The 19,442-nt window shown below is 62.3% G+C and carries 14 protein-coding genes; 10 read left to right on the forward strand and 4 right to left on the reverse strand.

Going from position 1 to position 19,442, the window contains the following annotated elements:
- The 5 genes from ACIQWP_RS10340 to mmsB all read left to right on the forward strand — a co-directional run bounded on the left by ACIQWP_RS10340 (window position 1) and on the right by mmsB (window position 5,703).
- Window positions 1–882, forward strand: coding sequence for a branched-chain amino acid ABC transporter permease (locus ACIQWP_RS10340; RefSeq protein ID WP_402786125.1), 882 nt, complete (start codon window positions 1–3; stop codon window positions 880–882).
- 1 nt (window position 883) lies between these two features.
- Complete coding sequence (locus tag ACIQWP_RS10345; protein WP_402785866.1) at window positions 884–1,867, forward strand: branched-chain amino acid ABC transporter permease; 984 nt, start codon at window positions 884–886, stop codon at window positions 1,865–1,867.
- A 177-nt stretch (window positions 1,868–2,044) separates the two neighbouring features.
- Complete coding sequence (locus ACIQWP_RS10350; protein WP_402785869.1) at window positions 2,045–3,640, forward strand: GMC family oxidoreductase; 1,596 nt, start codon at window positions 2,045–2,047, stop codon at window positions 3,638–3,640.
- 39 nt (window positions 3,641–3,679) lie between these two features.
- The gene (locus ACIQWP_RS10355; protein WP_402785872.1) at window positions 3,680–4,738 is read left to right on the forward strand and encodes an enoyl-CoA hydratase/isomerase family protein; all 1,059 of its coding nucleotides are present in this window, start codon (window positions 3,680–3,682) and stop codon (window positions 4,736–4,738) included.
- 83 nt (window positions 4,739–4,821) lie between these two features.
- Entirely contained in the window at window positions 4,822–5,703 is an 882-nt protein-coding gene (gene mmsB, locus ACIQWP_RS10360) for a 3-hydroxyisobutyrate dehydrogenase (protein WP_402785875.1), read from the forward strand.
- A gap of 209 nt (window positions 5,704–5,912) precedes the next feature.
- Here the strand turns inward: mmsB and ACIQWP_RS10365 are convergent, their stop codons facing one another.
- Window positions 5,913–7,982, reverse strand: a complete 2,070-nt coding sequence (locus tag ACIQWP_RS10365) for an ATP-dependent helicase (protein WP_402785878.1) — start codon at window positions 7,980–7,982, stop codon at window positions 5,913–5,915.
- Between the two features lie 275 nt (window positions 7,983–8,257).
- Between ACIQWP_RS10365 and ACIQWP_RS10370 the strand changes: the two genes are divergently transcribed.
- Window positions 8,258–9,133: an SMP-30/gluconolactonase/LRE family protein gene (locus ACIQWP_RS10370; RefSeq protein ID WP_402785881.1), complete on the forward strand. Its 876-nt coding sequence runs from the start codon at window positions 8,258–8,260 to the stop codon at window positions 9,131–9,133.
- A gap of 75 nt (window positions 9,134–9,208) precedes the next feature.
- Here ACIQWP_RS10370 and secD read toward each other — a convergent pair whose 3' ends face one another.
- The 3 genes from secD to ACIQWP_RS10385 all read right to left on the reverse strand — a co-directional run bounded on the left by secD (window position 9,209) and on the right by ACIQWP_RS10385 (window position 14,044).
- Complete coding sequence (secD, locus tag ACIQWP_RS10375; RefSeq protein ID WP_402785884.1) at window positions 9,209–11,767, reverse strand: protein translocase subunit SecD; 2,559 nt, start codon at window positions 11,765–11,767, stop codon at window positions 9,209–9,211.
- Window positions 11,768–11,860: 93 nt separating this feature from the next.
- Window positions 11,861–12,280 (reverse strand): hypothetical protein, encoded by a 420-nt coding sequence (locus tag ACIQWP_RS10380; protein WP_402785887.1) that lies wholly within the window; start codon window positions 12,278–12,280, stop codon window positions 11,861–11,863.
- A gap of 237 nt (window positions 12,281–12,517) precedes the next feature.
- A complete protein-coding gene (locus tag ACIQWP_RS10385) occupies window positions 12,518–14,044 on the reverse strand; it encodes an ArnT family glycosyltransferase (protein ID WP_402785890.1) in 1,527 nt (508 codons plus the stop codon).
- A 722-nt stretch (window positions 14,045–14,766) separates the two neighbouring features.
- Here ACIQWP_RS10385 and ACIQWP_RS10390 point away from each other — a divergent pair.
- The 4 genes from ACIQWP_RS10390 to ACIQWP_RS10405 all read left to right on the forward strand — a co-directional run bounded on the left by ACIQWP_RS10390 (window position 14,767) and on the right by ACIQWP_RS10405 (window position 19,439).
- Window positions 14,767–16,413 (forward strand): globin-coupled sensor protein, encoded by a 1,647-nt coding sequence (locus ACIQWP_RS10390; RefSeq protein WP_402785893.1) that lies wholly within the window; start codon window positions 14,767–14,769, stop codon window positions 16,411–16,413.
- Window positions 16,414–16,475: 62 nt separating this feature from the next.
- A complete protein-coding gene (locus ACIQWP_RS10395) occupies window positions 16,476–16,772 on the forward strand; it encodes an STAS domain-containing protein (RefSeq protein ID WP_402785896.1) in 297 nt (98 codons plus the stop codon).
- A complete protein-coding gene (gene cheY1 / locus ACIQWP_RS10400) occupies window positions 16,769–17,134 on the forward strand; it encodes a chemotaxis response regulator CheY1 (protein ID WP_173410394.1) in 366 nt (121 codons plus the stop codon). The genes ACIQWP_RS10395 and cheY1 overlap by 4 nt, the downstream gene beginning before the upstream one ends.
- Window positions 17,135–17,150: 16 nt before the next feature.
- Window positions 17,151–19,439, forward strand: coding sequence for a chemotaxis protein CheA (locus tag ACIQWP_RS10405; RefSeq protein ID WP_402785902.1), 2,289 nt, complete (start codon window positions 17,151–17,153; stop codon window positions 19,437–19,439).
- Window positions 19,440–19,442: the final 3 nt, after the last annotated feature.

Genomic DNA, 19,442 nt, shown 5'->3' on the forward strand with positions numbered 1-19,442 from the left:
ATGATTTTCGGCATCCCGATCCAGGCCCTTCTCGGCCAATTGCTGATCGGTCTCATCAACGGCTCCTTCTATGCGCTGCTGAGCCTCGGTCTGGCGATCATCTTCGGCATGCTGCGGGTGATCAATTTTGCCCACGGCGCGCTTTACATGCTCGGCGCCTTCACCGCCTATCTGCTGCTCGCCTATGCCGGTATCGGCTACTGGCCGGCCCTGATCGCGGCGCCGCTGATCGTCGGGCTGTTCGGTGTTCTCGTCGAACGGTTCTGCCTGCGCCGGCTTTACAAGATCGATCCGCTTTATGGCTTGCTCTTCACCTTCGGCATGGCGCTGACCATCGAAGGCACGTTCCGCTATCTCTATGGCTCCTCGGGCCAGCCCTATGCCGTCCCGGCGGAGCTTGCGGGCGCCCGGAATATCGGCTTCATGTTCCTGCCCGTCTATCGCGGTTGGGTGGTCATCGCCTCGCTCATCGTCTGCATCGGCACCTGGCTCCTGATCGAGAAGACCAAGCTCGGCGCCTATCTGCGCGCGGCGACGGAAAATTCCACCCTCGTCCAGGTCTTCGGTGTCAACGTGCCGGTGCTGCTGACGCTGACCTACGGTTTCGGCGTGGCGCTCGCCGCCTTTGCCGGTGTGCTCGCCGCACCGATCTACCAGGTCTCGCCGCTGATGGGATCGAACATGATCATCATTGTCTTCGCGGTGGTAGTCGTCGGCGGCATGGGCTCGATCATGGGGGCGATCGTGACAGGCTATATGCTCGGGATTGCCGAGGGCCTGACCAAGGTCTTCTATCCGGAAGCCTCCAACATCGTCATCTTCGTCATCATGGCGATCGTGTTGCTCCTCAGGCCCGCGGGCCTCTTCGGTCGGGAGGCGTGATATGGCTGGATTGATCAGCTTGAGTTCCAAGGAGCGTCCGAAGCTTTCCGTGCAGAAGCTGCTGCTGGTCGTCGGTCTCGTCGGCCTGATTTGGGCGCCGTTCTTCATCTACCCGATCTTCGTCATGAAGGTGCTGTGCTTCGCGCTATTCGCCTGCGCCTTCAATCTGCTCCTCGGCTATGCCGGCCTGCTCTCCTTCGGTCACGCCACCTTCTTTGGCGGTGCGGCCTATTTCACGGCCCACGCGGTGAAGGAATGGGGCCTGCCGCCCGAGCTCGGCATCCTGATCGGCGTCGCGGGCGCGTCGCTGCTCGGCCTCGTCATGGGCTTCGTCGCCATCCGCCGGCAGGGCATCTATTTCGCCATGATTACGCTGGCGCTGTCCTACATGTTCTATTTCTTCTGCTTGCAGGCGGCTTTCACCCATGGCGAGGATGGCATTCAGTCGGTGCCGCGCGGCTACCTCTTCGGCGTTCTCGATCTCAACAACTCCTTCAACATGTATTATTTCGTCCTGGCCGTCTTCCTGATCGGCGTCGTGATCATCTGGCGCTTTATCAATTCGCCCTTCGGCATGATCCTGAAATCGATCCGCGAGAACGAGCAGCGGGCGATCTCGCTCGGCTATTCCGTGGCGCGCTACAAGCTCGGCGCCTTCGTCATGTCGGCGGCGCTCGCCGGACTGGCGGGCGCGGTCAAGGCGCTGGTCTTTCAGTTCGCGACGCTCACCGATGTTGCCTGGCAGATGTCCGGCGAGGTCATCCTCATGACCTTGCTCGGCGGTATCGGCACGCTGATAGGCCCACTTTTCGGTGCTGGGCTCGTGGCGACTTTGGAGAATTACCTCGCGACCTCGGAATTCCCGGTCACCATCATCACCGGCATTGTCTTCATGGTTTGCGTCCTGCTCTTCCGCCGCGGCATCGTCGGCGAATTCTATGCCTCCAAGCTCGGGCGGAGGCTGGGGTTTGAATATCGGCGGTGACCGCTTGATTTTCCTTCTCCCCGTCCTGAGCTTGTCGAAGGGGCGGGGAGAAGGTGCCCGAAGGGCGGATGAGGGGCTTGCACGGATTCCAGCGAAGACGGAATTTGCCGGGCCTTCCCGCCCCTCACCCTAACCCACTCCCCGCAGGCGGGGAGTGGGGACGATAGAGTTTTTAGAATGGATCGTTTCGACTACATCATCATCGGTGCCGGCAGTGCCGGATGCGTGCTGGCAAACCGACTGTCGGCCGACCGCAATAACAGGGTGCTGCTCCTCGAAGCGGGCGGTAATGACAATTACTACTGGATTCATATCCCGGTCGGCTATCTCTATTGCATCAACAATCCCCGCACCGATTGGTGCTTCACCACGTCGCCGGAAGCGGGCTTGAACGGCCGGTCGCTGAATTATCCGCGCGGCAAGGTGCTCGGCGGCTGCTCCTCCATCAACGGCATGATCTACATGCGCGGCCAGGCGCGCGACTACGATCTCTGGCGCCAGCTCGGCTGCGCCGGCTGGGGCTGGGACGACGTGCTTCCCTACTTCATCAAGTCCGAGGATCATTACCGCGGCAAGGACGAGATGCATGGCGCCGGCGGTGAGTGGCGAGTCGAGAAGGCGCGGGTGCGCTGGGCCGTGCTCGATGCCTTCCAGGCTGCCGCCAGGGAGGCCGGCATCCCCGAGACAGCGGATTTCAATCGCGGCAGCAACGAGGGCTCCGGCTATTTCGACGTCAACCAGCGCTCGGGCATCCGCTGGAACACGACGAAGGCCTTCCTGCGACCCGCCATGAAACGCGGCAATCTGACCGTCTTGACCAAGGCGCAGGTACGCCGCCTGATCATCGAGGCCGATGCCGTGACCGGCGTCGAATTCCAGCATGATGGCGTGGCGAAGCGTGCCCATGCGACCAAGGAAACCGTACTCTCCGCCGGCTCCATCGGCTCGCCGCATATTCTCGAGCTCTCGGGCATCGGTCATGGCGATGTGCTCGGCAAGGCCGGCATCGAGATCGTGCGCGAGGTCAGATCCGTCGGTGAAAACCTGCAGGATCATCTGCAGCTTCGCCTTGCCTACAAGGTGACCGGCGTGCCCACATTGAACGAGAAGGCGACAAGCCTCATCGGCAAGGCGGCGATCGGCCTCGAATATCTGGTCCGCCGTTCAGGCCCGATGGCGATGGCGCCGAGCCAGCTCGGCATCTTCACGCGCTCCGGCCCGGACAAGGAAACGCCGGATCTGCAATATCATGTGCAGCCGGTCTCGCTCGACAAATTCGGCGATCCGGTGCATCCGTTCCCGGCGATTACCGCCAGCGTCTGCAATCTCCGGCCCGAAAGCCGCGGCTCGGTGCATGTGCGCAGCCCGGATTTCGCGCTGCGGCCGGCCATCAGCCCGAACTATCTCTCCGCGCAGCGCGATCGGGAGATTGCCGTGCGTTCCATCCGCCTGACGCGTCGGATCGTGGCGCAGCCCTCCTTTGCCCGGTTCCACCCGGAGGAATTCAAGCCCGGACCCGCCTATGAGACGGATGCGGATCTGGAGCGCGCCGCCGGCGAAATCGGCACGACGATTTTCCACCCCGTGGGCACATGCCGAATGGGCGGCGACGCGCAAAGCGTTGTTGATCCCCGCTTGCGGCTGCGGGCATTGGCAAGGCTGCGCATCGCCGACGCTTCCGTCATGCCGTCGATCACATCGGGCAACACCAATTCGCCAACCATCATGATCGCCGAAAAAGCCGCTGAAATGATCCTTGCCGACAACAGATGAGGGTCTATTGATGGACGGGAGCAAGGACGGGAGTTTTACATGAATACTGTGGAAGAGGTCATCATCGAACGGCGTGGATCGGCTGGGATCGTCAGACTGAACCGCCCGAAGGCGCTGAACAGCCTGACGCTGCCGATGGTGCGGGTCATCGCGTCGGCGCTGGAAGAGTTTGCCGCGGATGCGGCGATTGCGAGCGTCATCGCCATGGGCGAGGGGGAGCGCGGCTTTTGTGCCGGCGGCGATATCCGCCTGTTGCATCAGAGCGGCAAGGAAGGGTCCGATCAAGCGGAAACCTTCTGGCGCGAGGAGTTCCTGCTCAACCATGCGATCTCGCGCTACCCCAAGCCCTATGTCGTGCTGATGGACGGCATCACCATGGGCGGTGGCGTCGGCCTCTCGGCGCATGGCAGCCATCGCGTCGTGACCGAACGCACGCGCCTTGCCATGCCCGAGACCGGCATCGGCTATTTCCCCGATGTCGGCGCCACCTGGCAGCTGCCGCGCGCGCCGGGCGAAGCCGGCACCTGGATGGGGCTGACCGGCCTTACGATCGCCGCCGCCGATGCGATCCATGCCGGCTTTGCCGATCACTGCGTGGCATCCTCGACATTGCCTGCTCTGATCGACGCGATTGCGGCGTTGCCCGCCGCGGTCTCTGCCGCGGATGTGCATGCGCTGATCGAAACGATGGCCATGGATGCCGGCGCGAGCCGTCTTGCGGCAAACCGCGATGTGATCGACCGCGCGTTTGCAGGCGATACGGTCGAAGGCATCCTGCAGGCCCTGGCGGTTGAGCCGGGAGAATTTGCTGGCGAAGCCGCGAGCGTCATCGCCAGCCGCTCGCCGACCAGCCTGAAGCTGACATTGCGGCTGCTGCGGGCCGGGCGGGTGAGCGCCAATCTCGCCGAATGCCTCAATCGTGAACTCGGCGCCTGCAAGGGCATATTGTATAATCACGATTTCTACGAAGGCGTGCGCGCTGCCGTCATCGACAAGGATCGCAATCCGAAATGGTCGCCGGCGAGCCTTGCCGAGGTGACGACGGCCGATCTCGACCGCTTCTTCGTGCCGGCGCAGCCGCCGCTTTTTGCAAATTAAAGCGGTTGAGTTCATCACGAAGTTTCTGAACCGCTCGGCATTTTTCCTGGAATTGCTTCAACGGATCATGGGAGGAAAACATCATGACACGGATCGCATTCATCGGCCTCGGCAATATGGGAGGCCCGATGGCCGCCAATCTCGTGAAGGCCGGTCATGCAGTCACCGGTTTCGACCTCTCGCATGATGTGTTGAAGGCAGCGGAAGCGTCGGGCGTGAAGCCCGCCAACGTGCTGACCGAGGCCTTGGCCGATGCGGAAGTGGTGGTGACCATGCTGCCGAAGGGCCAGCATGTCCTGACGGTCTGGACCGACGTGCTGCGGTCCGTGCCCAAGGGAACCCTGGTGATCGACAGCTCCACCATTGATGTTGACAGCGCCCGCAAGGCGCATGCGATGGCAGGCGATGCCAGCTGCCTCTCTCTCGATGCGCCGGTCTCTGGCGGTACGGGTGGGGCGTCGGCGGGAACGTTGACCTTCATGGCCGGCGGCTCGACCGAGAGTTTTGCGGCGGCAAGGCCGCTGCTTGAGGTGATGGGCAAGAAGATCGTCCATTGCGGCGATGCCGGCGCCGGCCAGGCCGCGAAGATCTGCAACAACATGATCCTCGGCATCTCCATGATCGGCGTCTGCGAGGCCTTCGTGCTCGGCGAAAAGCTCGGCCTCTCGCACCAGGCCCTGTTCGATGTCGCCTCGACTTCGTCGGGCCAGTGCTGGTCGATCAATACCTATTGCCCCGTGCCCGGCCCCGTGCCGACCTCGCCCGCCAACAACGACTACAAGCCCGGCTTCGCTGCTGCCCTGATGCTCAAGGATCTGCGCCTGTCGCAGGAAGCTGCATTATCGAGCGGCGCGTCGACGCCTCTGGGGGCGGAAGCAGCGCAGCTCTATGCGCTCTTCGAAAAGCTCGGCAATGGCGGCCGCGATTTTTCGGCGATTATCGAGATGTTTCGCGAAGCGAATTGAATGTTTCTGGAAAGTTGGCCGGGTGCAAGGCTGCCCCTCACCCCGGCCCTCTCCCCGCTCGCGGGGAGAGGGGGATTTGTGCCCCAAACAGCTTTCAGTGACTGAGCGGCCGGTGGTTCCGCACGGTCGTCCCCTCTCCCCGCGAGCGGGGAGAGGGTTAGGGTGAGGGGCTCTTCCGATAGCCGCGGCCCAACAATCAAACCCTTAACTCACCGCCACATGCCGCGCATCCGCGCACCAACATCGACTCGCACTTCTCGCGCCCGAATGGCGGCTGCGCTTTCGGCCCGCACCTGCGGCCAGCCGCAGACCTCGAAGAACTGCAGCAGCGTTGCAGGAATAAAGCGTGTGCGCGAGGCGAAGACATGCTTGTCGCCCTGCGCATGCTGGCCATGGACGAAGAAGCGCTGCGGGGTGACGAGATCGAGATTGTCCTTCGCCCGTGTCATCGCGACATAGAGCAGCCGCCGTTCCTCTTCGATTTCGGCTGAAGATCCGACGGCGAGATCGGCGGGAATGCAGCCGTCGACGGCGTTGAGGATGAAGACTTTCGTCCATTCCTGGCCCTTGGCGGAATGGATAGTCGAAAGGATCAGATAGTCCTCGTCGAGCAGCGGCACGCCGGCCTGATCGCTTGTCGCGTCAGGCGGGTCGAGCGTCAGTTCGGTGAGGAAGCGCTCGCGCGAGCCGTAACCGGCGGCGATCTGTTCGAGCTGGATGAGATCCGCTTGGCGCGTCGCGGCATCTTCATGCGCCCTCTCCAGATGCGGCTCGTACCATTGACGAACCAGGCCGATTTCAGCCGGCCATCCGGCCTTGCCGCTTTTCACCTCTCGCATCGTCTCGACGAAGGCGGTCCAGTCGTCTCCCGTGCGCGGTGGCGGCGGCAGTTCCGTGAGTGCCGTGATAGGGCTTGCCTCTTCGCCGATCTGGTCCAGCACGCGCTGCGCGGTGGAGGGGCCGACGCCGGGCAGGAGCTGCATCAGGCGAAAGCCTGCCACGCGGTCGCGCGGGTTCTGGGCAAAGCGCAACGCCGCTAGCATATCCTTGACATGGGCGCTGTCGAGAAATTTCAGCCCGCCGAATTTGACGAAGGGGATGTTGCGGCGGGTGAGTTCCACTTCCAGCGGGCCGCTATGGCTTGAGGTACGGAAGAGGACGGCTTGCTGCTTGAGCCTCGCACCGCCCTCGCGATTTTCCAGCACCTGATCGGCGATGTAGCGCGCCTGATCGGCTTCGTCACGCACCGTCACCAGCCGCGGGCGCTCCGTGCTCTGGCGTTCGGTGCGCAGGTTTTTGGTAAAGCGCTCCGAGGCGAGATCGATCACGGCGTTGGCTGCCGCAAGGATCGGCTGCGTCGAGCGATAATTGCGGTCGAGCGTGACGATATCGGCAGTGGGCGCGAAGGCCTTCGGGAAGTCGAGAATGTTGCGCACGGTGGCGGCACGGAAGGAATAGATCGACTGCGCGTCGTCGCCGACGACGGTCAATCCCCGGCCATCCGGCTTCAGGGCGAGCAGGATGGAGGATTGCAGCCGGTTGGTGTCCTGATATTCGTCGACGAGCACATGGTCGAAGCGGCTGCCGATATCCTCGGCGATCAGCGGCTCCTGCAGCATATGCGCCCAGTAGAGCAGCAGATCGTCGTAATCGAGCACGTTCTGCACCTGCTTCGCTTCGACATAACAGGCGAATAGATCGCGCAGCTGCTGCTCCCACATGGCGCACCACGGAAAGAAGTCCCGCAACACGCCGTCGAGCGGCGCTTCCGCATTGACGGAGCGTGAATAGATGGCAAGGCATGTCGCCTTGGTCGGGAAGCGGTTCTCTGTCTTGGAAAAGCCGAGATCGTGGCGCGCGAGGTTTATCAGATCGGCGCTGTCCTCCCGGTCATGGATGGTGAAGGCCGGGTCGATGCCGATCTGCTCGGCATAATCCCGCAGCAGGCGCGCGCCGATACCGTGGAATGTGCCGCTCCAGGCAAGCGCGTCGGCGGTGATGTCGGCTTTGGCACCCAGCACCTCGCGGCAGATACGCTCGACGCGGCGGCCCATTTCGGCCGCGGCCCGGCGCGAAAAGGTCATCAGCAGGATGCGGCGCGGATCGGCACCCCTGACGATCAGATGCGCCACGCGATGGGCAAGCGTATTCGTCTTGCCGGAACCGGCCCCGGCGATGACAAGTAGCGGCCCGGCGATATGACCGTTGCCGTCGGTCGTGCCGTGCTCCACTGCCAGCCGTTGCTCCGGGTTCAGCTTTTCCAGATAGGCGGCGGTCATCAACTCTCCTGGATGCCTTAGGCAGGGGACATGGCGCGCGATGCGCAGCGAATCGCGGTCGCGAAACCATATGGGCGTTCTATGGATGTTCCGAATCGCCAAAGCCTGTCAAGATTGACGCGATCGGCACGTAGATGTGAGGTTTCGCGTAAAAATCTTATCCGGATTCCGCTAGCTCCGGCTCGAAAAGGACTTTCTTCGTGCTTATCTATAGTTTTGGCGCGGCAATTTGAGTTTTTGGGGTTTCGCAGTGCGTAGAGTGAAGGTTTCAGAACATGAACGAAACGATCGCCACTGGCCTGCGTCTGCCTAGCGGACTGGTGGCTCTGCAGGACGGGCGCCTTGCGCTTGTCGAAATGGATGCTGGCCGCCGCTATCTGAAGCTCTATGATGCAGGCGGCGTATCCCGGGAGGTTTGCCGGATCGGCGGCACTCCGAGCGGGATTGCGATCGACGGTGATGGATGTTTCTGGGTGGCCGGCGGCCCGGAAGATTCTCTCGTCAAGCTTTCGCCCCAGGGGCGGGTCCTGCAAGTGATAGAGGGCAGTGCGGATGGCCCGTTTCTCCATCCGAATGCTCTCGCCTTCGGGCCTGATGGCCTGCTCTACATGACCGATTCCGGCTTCCGCCTCGCCGATCTGCTGGAAGGCGGTCATATCCAACCCGATTTCTTCAAGGCGGCCTATAATGGCTGCGTCTATCAGATCGATCCGGCAGAGGGCCGGGTCATTCGCGTTCTGGCTGCCGGTCTGCTCCTTGCGGGGGGCATCGCCTTCGATGCCGATGGGCTGCTTTACTACAGCGAGACCCTGAGCGGAAAAATCTATCGGCAGATCGTCGGCGGACGGCAGGAAATGTTTGCGCTATCGATGACCTCGCCTGCCGTAAACACCCTGCGCGGGCCGTCCGGCCTGGCTTTCGACCGTAGCGGCATGCTCTATTGCGCCATGTATGGCCTTGGTGAAATCTGCCTGATCGATACGGATGGCAAGATGGCCGGCCATATCCGCACCAACGGCGCACGGCCCGGAAACATAGCCTTTACCATCGATGGCAAGCATTTGCTGGTCAGCGAGCAGGAAAACGGTGTTGTCGAGAAGATAACGGCGCCGCGCCCGGGGCTGCCGCTGCATATGCCGACCATTTCATAAGGCGGCCCCATTTCTCCGGGTAGTTGGCGGACATGCCCGGAGGCCGGGCATGTCCCTTTTCAATCAAATTGTCGCCTATTCCGCAGCGGGGATCTGCTTGTTGTCCTTGTTCGGCTTGCCGTCTGCCGATGCCGCATCGTTGGCGGCGGGCTTGGCATGGCGACGGCGCCAGTCGCCGAGGAAGAGCAGGATCGGCGCTGCGATGAAGATCGACGAGGCGCCGGCGACAAGTATGCCGAACACCATCGGGATCGCGAAGCTGGAGACGGCGCTGCCGCCCCAGATCGCCATCGGCACCAGCGCCAGGAAGGCGGTGGCGTTGGTATAGAGGCTTCGCGCCAGGGTCTCGTTGATCGACCTGTCGATGATCTCGCGCAGCGGCATCGACTTGTAGAGCCGCATGTTTTCACGCATGCGGTCATAGACCACGACCTTGTCGTTCACCGAATATCCCACGAGCGTCAGGATCGCGGCGATGGCCGTCAGGTTGAAATCGAGGCCGGTAATCGCGAAGAAGCCGATCGCCTTGGTGACGTCGAGCACCAGCGTAACGATGGCGCCGACCGCGAACGGCCATTCGAAGCGATACCAGATGTAGAACAGCATCGCCAGGCTGGCGATCACGACCGACAGGATGCCGGCCCAGGCAAGCTCGCCCGAGACCTTCGGACCGATGACATCGGTGCCTTCGATCGTCGCACTTGGATCGATCTTGACGATTTCCGCCTTGAGCTTGGTCACCGCGGCCGTCTGCGCCTCTTCGCCGCCGTCCTGGCGCTGGGCGCGGACAAGGAGGCTGTTGTTGTCGCCGAAGGACTGCAGTGCGATTTCGCCGAGGCCGAGCGTGTTCAAGCCCTCGCGGAACGTCGCCAAATCGGCCGCGTCCTTGGTCTTGACCGTCATCTGAATGCCGCCGCGGAAATCGACGCCGTAGTTGAGGCCCGGATGGACGAACAGGACCACCGAGGCGAGCGACAGGATCGCCGAGACGGTGATGCCAAAGAAGCGGGCCTTCATGAACTGGATGTGCTTGTCATAGGGGCTGAAGGGGATCAGCGGCCTGATATTGAGCACCTTCAGCTTGCGGCGACGGGTGATGGCGATCATCACGACGCGCACGAAGGCGACGGAGGTGAACATCGAGATAATGAGGCCGAGACCCATGGTGACGGCAAAGCCGCGAACCGGGCCGGAGCCGAAGTAGAACAGGATGGCGGCCGCGATCAGGGCCGTCATGTTGCCGTCGATAATCGTCGAATAAGCCTTCCTGAAGCCGTTATCGATGGCGGCGAAGGCGCCGCGGCCCTTGCGGGTTTCTTCGCGGATACGCTCGTTGATGAGAACGTTGGCATCAACCGCAAGGCCGATACCCAGGACGACACCGGCGATGCCGGGCAGCGTCAGCGTGGCGCCGACCAGCGTCAGGGCCGAGAAGGTCAGGATCGTGTGGATGAGCAGTGCAACATTCGCGAGAATGCCCCAGGTGCCATAGAGCACGAAGATGAAGGCGGCAACCAGGACGAAGCCGACCAGGCCGCTATAGATGCCCTTCTGGATCGCATCTGCGCCGAGGTCAGCGCCGACGGTGCGTTCTTCGATGACGGTCAGCTTCGCGGGCAGGGCGCCGGCGCGCAGCAGGGCTGCAAGCGTCGTGGCACTGTCCGCGGTGAAGTTGCCGGAAATCTGGCCGGAACCGCCGGTGATCGGCTCGCGGATATTCGGCGCGCTCAGCACCTTGTTGTCGAGAACGATGGCGAAGGGCTTGCCGACGTTCTCACGGGTGATTTCCGCAAAGCGGTTGGCGCCGGCGCTGTCGAAGCGGAAGGTGACGAGCGGCTCGTGCGTGTTCGGGTCGAAGCTGACGCGGGCATCGGTCAGACGGTCGCCTGAAAGCTCGATACGATCGAGAACCGGATAGCTGTTACCCTGCTCGTCCTTCATGATGGTGACGCCGGGGCCGGGATTGTTCGGATCGACATTGTCGGCGAGCAGGTGGAAGGACATCTTCGCGGTCGAGCCGAGAAGCTCGCGCAGATGCGAGGGGTCCTGTGCGCCTGGAAGCTGGACGAGAACGCGGTTCGGACCAACGCGCTGGATGGTCGGTTCGGCGACGCCCACCTGGTCGACGCGCTTGCGGATGACCTCGAGGCTCTGCTGAACGGCGGAATCGACGTTCGCGGCAATGCCTGCCGGCGAGAAGGACATGGCGATGGTCGCGCCGTTCGGCTTGATGCTGAGATCGGACTGGCCGGCTGAGAGGCCCGATGTGATCGTGTTGGCAAGCGTCTGCAACTGCGTCACGGCATCGTTGCTCTGCGAGGCATCATTGAGCGTCACGACGATCTGATCGCCAGTACGGACGACCGAGCGGGTCTGAATGTTCTTGTCACGCAGCACGCGGCGTGCGTCCTGCTGTAGCGATTGCAGCCGGCCGTTCGTCAGGTCCTTCTCGTCGACTTCGAGGACGAGGTAGGAGCCGCCGCGAAGATCGAGGCCGAGCGGTACCTGGCTATGCGGTAGCCAGTTTGGGATCTTGCTGAGAACCGACTGCGGCAGCGCGTTTGGCAGCGCGATCAGAAAGCCAATGACGATGATCACTGTATAGAGTGCCACGAGCCATGGTGAGGTACGCATGGGTATTATCCTTGAAAATAAGCTTGTGCCGACGGTCTGGCCGCTGGCGGACTTGAGGTCTTGTCGGGAAAGTCGCGCGTCTGCGCCGACCGCTCAGGCGAGCCGGCCTGGAGGCGCACGCGCGAGATAGGCGCGAAAAATCGGGGATTCGAGCCGCGCGACATCGTCCGGACGGTTCGTATGCCAGGCCGTTGCCGGATATCCGAGAGAGGGAAGGGCGGCAAGCGTTGCAGGCCCCATGTCATGCCATGTGGCCTTCGGCGTCGCCAGCCGATCGGCCACGACGATGCCGCGCACCGGATCGCGCAGGGAAAGGTAAAGCGGCTGGCTGTCCTTGCCCGAGGAGAGGGCGTCCGCATCGGCGCGCGTGGCAAGATTGATGCCGCCGCCGAGCGCCAGTCCGATATAGGCGAAAAACGCGACGAACAGCGAGGCGATCACGCGCGCGCCGGCGCGGTGCGTCCTGTCGTCTCTATCTTCGCTGTCGGCGGCGCCGAATTCGAACGGGTTCAACGGTCGAAAATGCCTTTATTCCTCTGCCGGCGCGAACGCCGGCGGTTCGGTCATGATATCAGGACGCCTCGCGTCTTCCCACTGCATAATTCCCTAGATCGGTCTCGATTTAAGGAATTATGCAGCAGATTAAAAGTGCTACAGCGACCTTTGCGTGTCACATGTGACGCGCGGCGCTGTAGTGCGGCCTGTCATGATGCAGTTGCATGAGCCGGTCAACAGTCCCGGCTCGATTTCTTAATTTTCCGTAGTCCCCGTTCCGGCGGCCGATGGCTTGGGCGCCAGGCAGGATGCCGGAACGCGATAGGCATAAAGCGTCTTGCCCTTCATCTCGCCATAGGGCGGCGACCAGCTCTTGATGAGTTCGGCCTGGCCTTCGGGGCACTCGATCGGATCGTTGTCGACGAACAGGACCGGACCGGTCACGCTGGCCGGCAGGGAGAAATCCTGCTCGTAATAGTTTGCGGGGAAGCCGCCGAAATGGCGGGCATAGATGCGGAACGGCTTGCCCTTCAATGTATAGTAGAGATCGGCAAGGATATCGCGATCCTGCGCGACGATTTCAGTCAGCTTCGCCTCCGTGGCGATATTGGCGATTTCGTCGCTGATAACGCTGCGGCCGACGTAACGCTTCATGACGAGATCGCCGTTCGGCAGCTTGATGTCATAGGCAAAGACCGTTAGCACCGGGATCACGAAGGCGACGACGGCGCCGATGATCAGCGAGGTGCTCAGCCCCTTCTTCGTCAGGCGATAGAGCACCAAGACGGCGAGAATGGTGCCGGCGGCATAGGCTGTCACGGCCCAGTTGGCATAGGCCTTGGCGAACAGCGCTTGTAGCGTGATAAGGGCCACCACCGGCACCGACAGCCAGAACAGCAGTTTTTCCCTGTCGTCGCTCTGCCCGCGGATCAGCCGCCACGTCGCCCACAAAAGCGCATAGAAGACGACCGGGCCGACGACGCCGAACTGTGCGCCGAAGAAGCTGAGCCCACTGAGTATGTGCTTCAGCAGGCCGTTACCGCTGCCACCCTTGCTCCATTGGGCGATACTTTCGGTGTGCTTTATGGTCGCCGCGTCATGGGTGAGGTTCCACCAGAGATTGGGGGAGACGACGATGGCGCCGACGATTGCGGCAATGGCCACATCCCGCCAGGCGATGCGCGCCGAACGCATCGTCAGCATGGCGATGCCGACACCGGGGAGCAGGAAGAGCACCGAATATTTCGTCAGGAAGGCGATGCCGAGGCTGGCGCCGAGGATGACAGCTTCCAGCACCGAGGAGCGCCTGGTCAGGCCAATAAAGGCCCAGATGGCGATCGTCACGAACAGGATCTGGATCGTGTCGGTCGAGACGAGCACGGCGGAAAGCGAGGCGGCTGGCAAGGTGATGAAGATGACGCCGACCCAGGGCGCGATCTCGCGCCCGGTGTCGTCGTCGATCAGCCGCCGCGTGGTACACATCAGCATCAGGGCTGTGGCGAGGTGGAAGAGCGGCGCCGATATGCGCACCCAGAAGGTCGAGTCCGAGCCCGAGATCGTGTTGAAGAGGCGGATGACCCAGGCAATCATCGGCGGCTTGGAATAATAGCCGAAATCCAGATTCTGGCCCCAGAACCAATATTGCGCCTCATCGACGAAGAGATCCGTCCTGTTGAGGAGCAGCATGAGCACGCGCCAGAGCGTCACTCCGAAGATGATCGCAAGGGCGAGCCCCAGCGAAAGTTTCTGGGCGTCTGTTCGGGAATGGGTCGTGTCGAGCATTAAAGGATGGGTCTCGGTGCCGGATCGTGAGGCTTAATACGGAACTATTGAGGCCAAAGCTAGCTCCGGGCCATCTGGAAAGACGGCAATGCCCGCTTCATGTCCGTAGACGCGCCATACACGCGATTTTGGGTCCGAGACGTTTGTTACAGCGGGCTTAGAGGATGCGCGGAGCTGTCTTGCCGCGCGCCCCTTCGATGCGGCACAGAAGCATGAAGGCCACAAGCGTCAGGCCGGCCATCAGCGAAGCGGTCAAACCAAGAACAATCATTGCTCTCTCCGTAGCGACATCGAAGCTGTCTATCCCCTGTGCAGTAAGGCATGAAGCTTGCCCGTGACTTGCGAGATCCGTGTTCTTGCCAGGCGATAAACTATATCCGCAAGTAATTTCTAATTTAGTATAGATCAGTACGAGACGCTCTCTCTTCCGTCATTAACCTTCGGGCAAGGAATTAACCATAAATATTGAGCCTAGACGTCGGAATGGGAAAATTGTGACTCGTTCTCACCAGGCATGAAGCCGCCCCGTCGTACCGGGTCAGATCCGGTATCCATTTCATCAAACAGGTCCGCAACAGACTTTGATGAACGAGCGAGCTTCGGTGCCTCGATCAACTGATCGATGGCGACGGCTGCCTTTTCTCGCCTCCTCATTGCGCCTGGCGCGGATCATCAGCGGTTTCGCCGACGCTTGGGCGTGCGGCAGTTCGGCAGGGGCGATTTTGGCGCAGGATACGCCGTCAGATCAGGCAGGCAGGGCGCAGGCTGGCAGCCTTCGCGACCGCTTGCGTTTTGCTGGTCTCGACGCCGGGCAATGCGAGACGCTGCGCCGCAACCGGCCGATGCTCGAGGCGCATCTGAAAGCGGGGCTGCGCGATCTCTTCCACCGCTTCCAGGCCTTTCCGGACGCTGCCCGCAATTTCAGCAGCGAAAACCAGCTCGAACGGCTCCAGGATCTGCAATCCTCGCACTGGGATGTGCTGACGGATGCGCGCTTCGACAGCCTCTATGCCGAGCGTGTCAAGGTTCTTTCCGACAGCGAAAGCAAGATGGGCCTTGATCCGCGCTGGCATATCGCGGGCCATGGCGTGATGCTGGAGCATCTTCTGTCCGGCCTTCTCGAGGAAATGGGCGGCCGCGCCATTCTGCCAGGAGCCAAGCGTCGCGCCCGTGAACTCGGCGAGCTCGTCACCGCAGTCGTGCGTCTCGTCATGGTCGATGTCGAGATTGCCGCATCGCTGCGTTTCAACGAGTTGCGGGTCGGCCATCAGCGCGCGTTGGTCGAGCAGCGGACCGCCGATCGCGCCGAGGCGGCGTCCTTTATCGCTGAACTCGCCAATGGTCTTGCCGATCGAGACCTCACGACCCGGATATCAACCGATTGTCCCGAGGCTTACGTCGAGGCGGCGGAAGCCCTGAATGCGGCATTGGCTGACATCCAGCAGCAATTTTCGGCGCTGTCCGGCGGCGTACAGGCGGCCGAGGCGACAAGCGACGCCATTTCCCGCGCCTCGAAGTCCCTGGCGGAAAATTCGTCCGAACAGTCGCGAGGGCTAGCGGCTTCCGCACGGCAGCTGGCGGAGCTTGCCGAGCAGGTGCGTGGTAACGCAGCCGACACACGCTCGGCCGAGCGCGTCACGGCATCGACCCGCGTGGCGGCGGAAGACAGCGGCCGGATTGTCGGCCAGGCGATCTCAGCCATGGCCGATATCGAGACCTCAGCCGAAAAGATCGGCCAGATTATCGGCGTCATCGACGAGATCGCCTTCCAGACCAACCTTCTTGCGCTCAATGCCGGCATTGAGGCCGCTCGCGCCGGCGACAGCGGTCGCGGCTTTGCCGTCGTCGCGCAGGAGGTTCGCGCCCTTGCGCAGCGTTCCGCCGATGCGGCGCGCGAAATCAAGGTTCTGGTGACGGGCACCAAGGCGCAGGTCGACGCCGGCGTCCAGATGGTCGGCCGCACCCAGGATGCGATCGGCAGCATCGTGCGCCAGGTGACGGATATCAACGAAGCCATTTCCGGAATTGCGGCGGCCAGCGATGAACAGCTCGCGGGCCTCAAGACGCTGACCACCGATATCGGCGGCTACAGCGAGCGCGCGGCGGTTGGCGAAAGTCAGGCAAACCGCTCCGAGGAAGGCGCTGATAATCTGCATAGCGTCGTCGTCGAGCTTGGTCGGACCATTCGCGAGTTCCGCATCGAGCGCGAGCGCCGCCATGCCGCGCCCGCGGCAAGGGTGCGAGCCGACGAACAGCGGCAGATTTCTGCGCGCGACGAGTTGAGCGTCACGCGCGATGAAGAAGACATGCCTGATCTCGGCTTCCCGCTTCGCAGAGCTGCAACCGGGGGCGAACGCAATGCCCTTTGATCTTTCAGTTTCATACACATGCGGGCCAACAGGCCCGATTTCAGACAACAAGGAATGAAGCGATGCCGAGCAGGAAAGGCGAAAAGACAATCAGTCTGGCCGCGGTGCTGGACCTCAACGAGGCTTCCGCCCTTCGCGGCACGTTGATGGGATTGCGCGGCAGCAATGTCGCGATCGATGCATCAAGCGTCGAAAGGATCGGGACCCTGTGCGTTCAGGTCATCATGGCCGCCGCCAAGACCTGGGATGAAGACAAGCTCTCCTTCACCTTCTCCAAGGTGTCGGACGCATTTCAAAAAACGATGCAGGTGATCGGGGTGGATATCTCCCATCTGCTTGCCAAGGAGATCCGGCAATGAAGAAAAAAATCCTGACCGTGGATGATTCACGGACCATTCGAAACATGCTTCTCGTCACCCTCAACAATGCGGGCTTCGAGACCATTCAGGCCGAAGACGGCGTCGAGGGCCTGGAAATTCTGGAAGAAGCCAATCCGGACGTCATCGTCACGGATATCAACATGCCGCGCCTTGACGGTTTCGGCTTCATCGAGGGCGTGCGCCGCAACGACAAGTACCGCGCCGTTCCGATCCTCGTGCTGACGACCGAAAGCGATGCGGAAAAGAAGAACCGTGCCCGCCAGGCCGGTGCGACCGGCTGGATCGTCAAGCCGTTCGATCCCGCCAAGCTGATCGATGCCATCGAGCGCGTAACCGCCTAGACAGGACCCACCCCTCATGGACATGAACGAAATCAAAGAGATTTTCTTCCAGGAGTGCGAAGAGCAGCTCGCAGAACTGGAATCCGGTCTCCTGAAAATGAATGATGGCGACCGCGATCCGGAAACCGTCAATGCCGTATTCCGCGCCGTTCATTCCATCAAGGGTGGGGCAGGTGCCTTCGGTCTGGACGACCTGGTCGCATTCGCCCATGTCTTCGAGACCACACTCGATTGCGTTCGGTCCAACAAGCTGGAGCCGACCCAGGATGTCCTGAAGGTCATGCTCAAGGCGGCCGATGTTTTGGCGGATCTCACCAATGCCGCCCGCGACGGCGGCAGCGTCGATCAGGCACGCAGCCGCGGCCTGGTCAAGGAACTGGAAGCGCTGGCAAATGGCGACGCTCCCGCGCCGACTGCCGCCATTGCCGTCGAGGCTGCACCGAAGCCCGTCGCGGCCGCGCCTGCGCCGACGGACGATAGCGGTTTCCAGCCCATCCCCTTCAGCTTCGACGACGATTTCGGCGGCGATGAGCCGGCGGGCGACGGCGTGCCGGAATATGAAGTCAACTTCAAGCCGCGCTCCGATCTCTATGCCAAGGGCAACGACGCCACGCTGCTCCTGCGCGACCTCGCGCGGCTCGGCGAAATGAACATCTTCTGCGACATGGATGCGTTGCCGGGTCTTCTCGACCTCGATCCTGAAAGCGCCTATTTCAAATGGGCGATCTCGCTCAAGACGGACAAGGGCGAAGACGCCATTCGCACCGTCTTCGAATTTGCCGAGTGGGATTGCGATCTCGATGTCAGGCAGGCGGGAGGCGATACCGGTTCGGCTAGCGAAGAATTGCCGATGGTGCCCGTGCCTTTCGATCTTTCGATCCTCGACGATGGCGGCGCAGCACCGGCTGCCGAAATTGCGGAAGAGGCACCGGCGCCGAGAAGTGACGTCGCCGCCGCCGTCGCGGCTGCGGAAACCGCAAGCAACGTCACCCAGCTCGCCTCCGCTTCCGCGCGCGTCGAGAAGAAGGAGGCTGCCCTTGCCGCCGCTGCCGCCTCGAATGCGGCCGCCGCGCAGAACAATGCGGCCGCTGCCGCCGCCGGACAGACCATCCGCGTCGACCTTGATCGTGTCGATCGCCTGATCAACCTCGTCGGCGAGCTTGTCATCAACCAGGCGATGCTCTCCCAGAGCGTCATCGAGAACGACAATAACGGTGCGTCCTCGATCAACATGGGTCTCGAAGAGCTGCAGCAGCTCACCCGCGAGATCCAGGACAGCGTCATGGCCATCCGCGCCCAGCCGGTGAAGCCTGTCTTCCAGCGCATGTCGCGCATCGTTCGCGAAATCGCCGACATGACCGGCAAGTCGATCCGCCTGATCACCGAGGGCGAGAATACCGAAGTCGACAAGACGGTCATCGACAAGCTTGCCGAACCGCTGACCCACATGATCCGCAACGCCGTCGACCACGGCATCGAAACCCCGGAAAAGCGCGCGACGCTCGGCAAGAACCCGGAAGGCACCGTTCGCCTGACGGCAAAGCACCGCTCGGGCCGCATCCTGATCGAGCTTGCCGATGACGGCGCCGGCATCAACCGCGAAAAGGTGCGCCAGAAGGCGATCGACAACGACCTGATCCCGGCCGACGCCAATCTCTCGGATGAGGAGGTCGACAACCTGATCTTCCTGCCGGGCTTCTCGACCGCCGACAAGATCTCCGACATTTCCGGCCGCGGCGTTGGCATGGACGTGGTGAAGCGCTCGATCCAGGCGCTCGGCGGCCGCATCAATATCAGCTCCAGACCGGGGCAGGGCTCCGTCTTCACCATGAGCCTGCCGCTGACGCTCGCCGTCCTCGACGGCATGGTGGTCACGGTCGCCGGCCAGACGCTGGTCGTACCGCTGACGGCGATCGTCGAGACGTTGCAGCCGGAAGCTGCCGCCATCCATTCCTTCGGCGCGAACCATCGCCTGATCTCGATCCGCAACAGCTTCTGCCCGCTGGTCGATGTCGGTCGCATCCTGAACTTCCGCGCCACCCAGGCCAATCCGGTCGAAGGCGTCGCGCTGCTGGTGGAATCGGAAGGCGGCGGTCAGCGCGCCCTCATGGTCGATGCGATCCAAGGCCAGCGCCAGGTCGTCATCAAGAGCCTCGAGGCCAACTACACGCACGTACCTGGCATTGCGGCTGCAACCATCCTCGGCGATGGCCGCGTCGCACTGATCCTCGATGTCGATGCGGTGGTCGGCGCATCCCGCGGCCAGTCGCTGAAGGCAGAAATGTCTTACGCGGCGGCGGGGTGAGTT

The sequence above is a fragment of the Rhizobium sp. NPDC090279 genome (assembly GCF_044769665.1).
GTDB lineage: Bacteria > Pseudomonadota > Alphaproteobacteria > Rhizobiales > Rhizobiaceae > Rhizobium.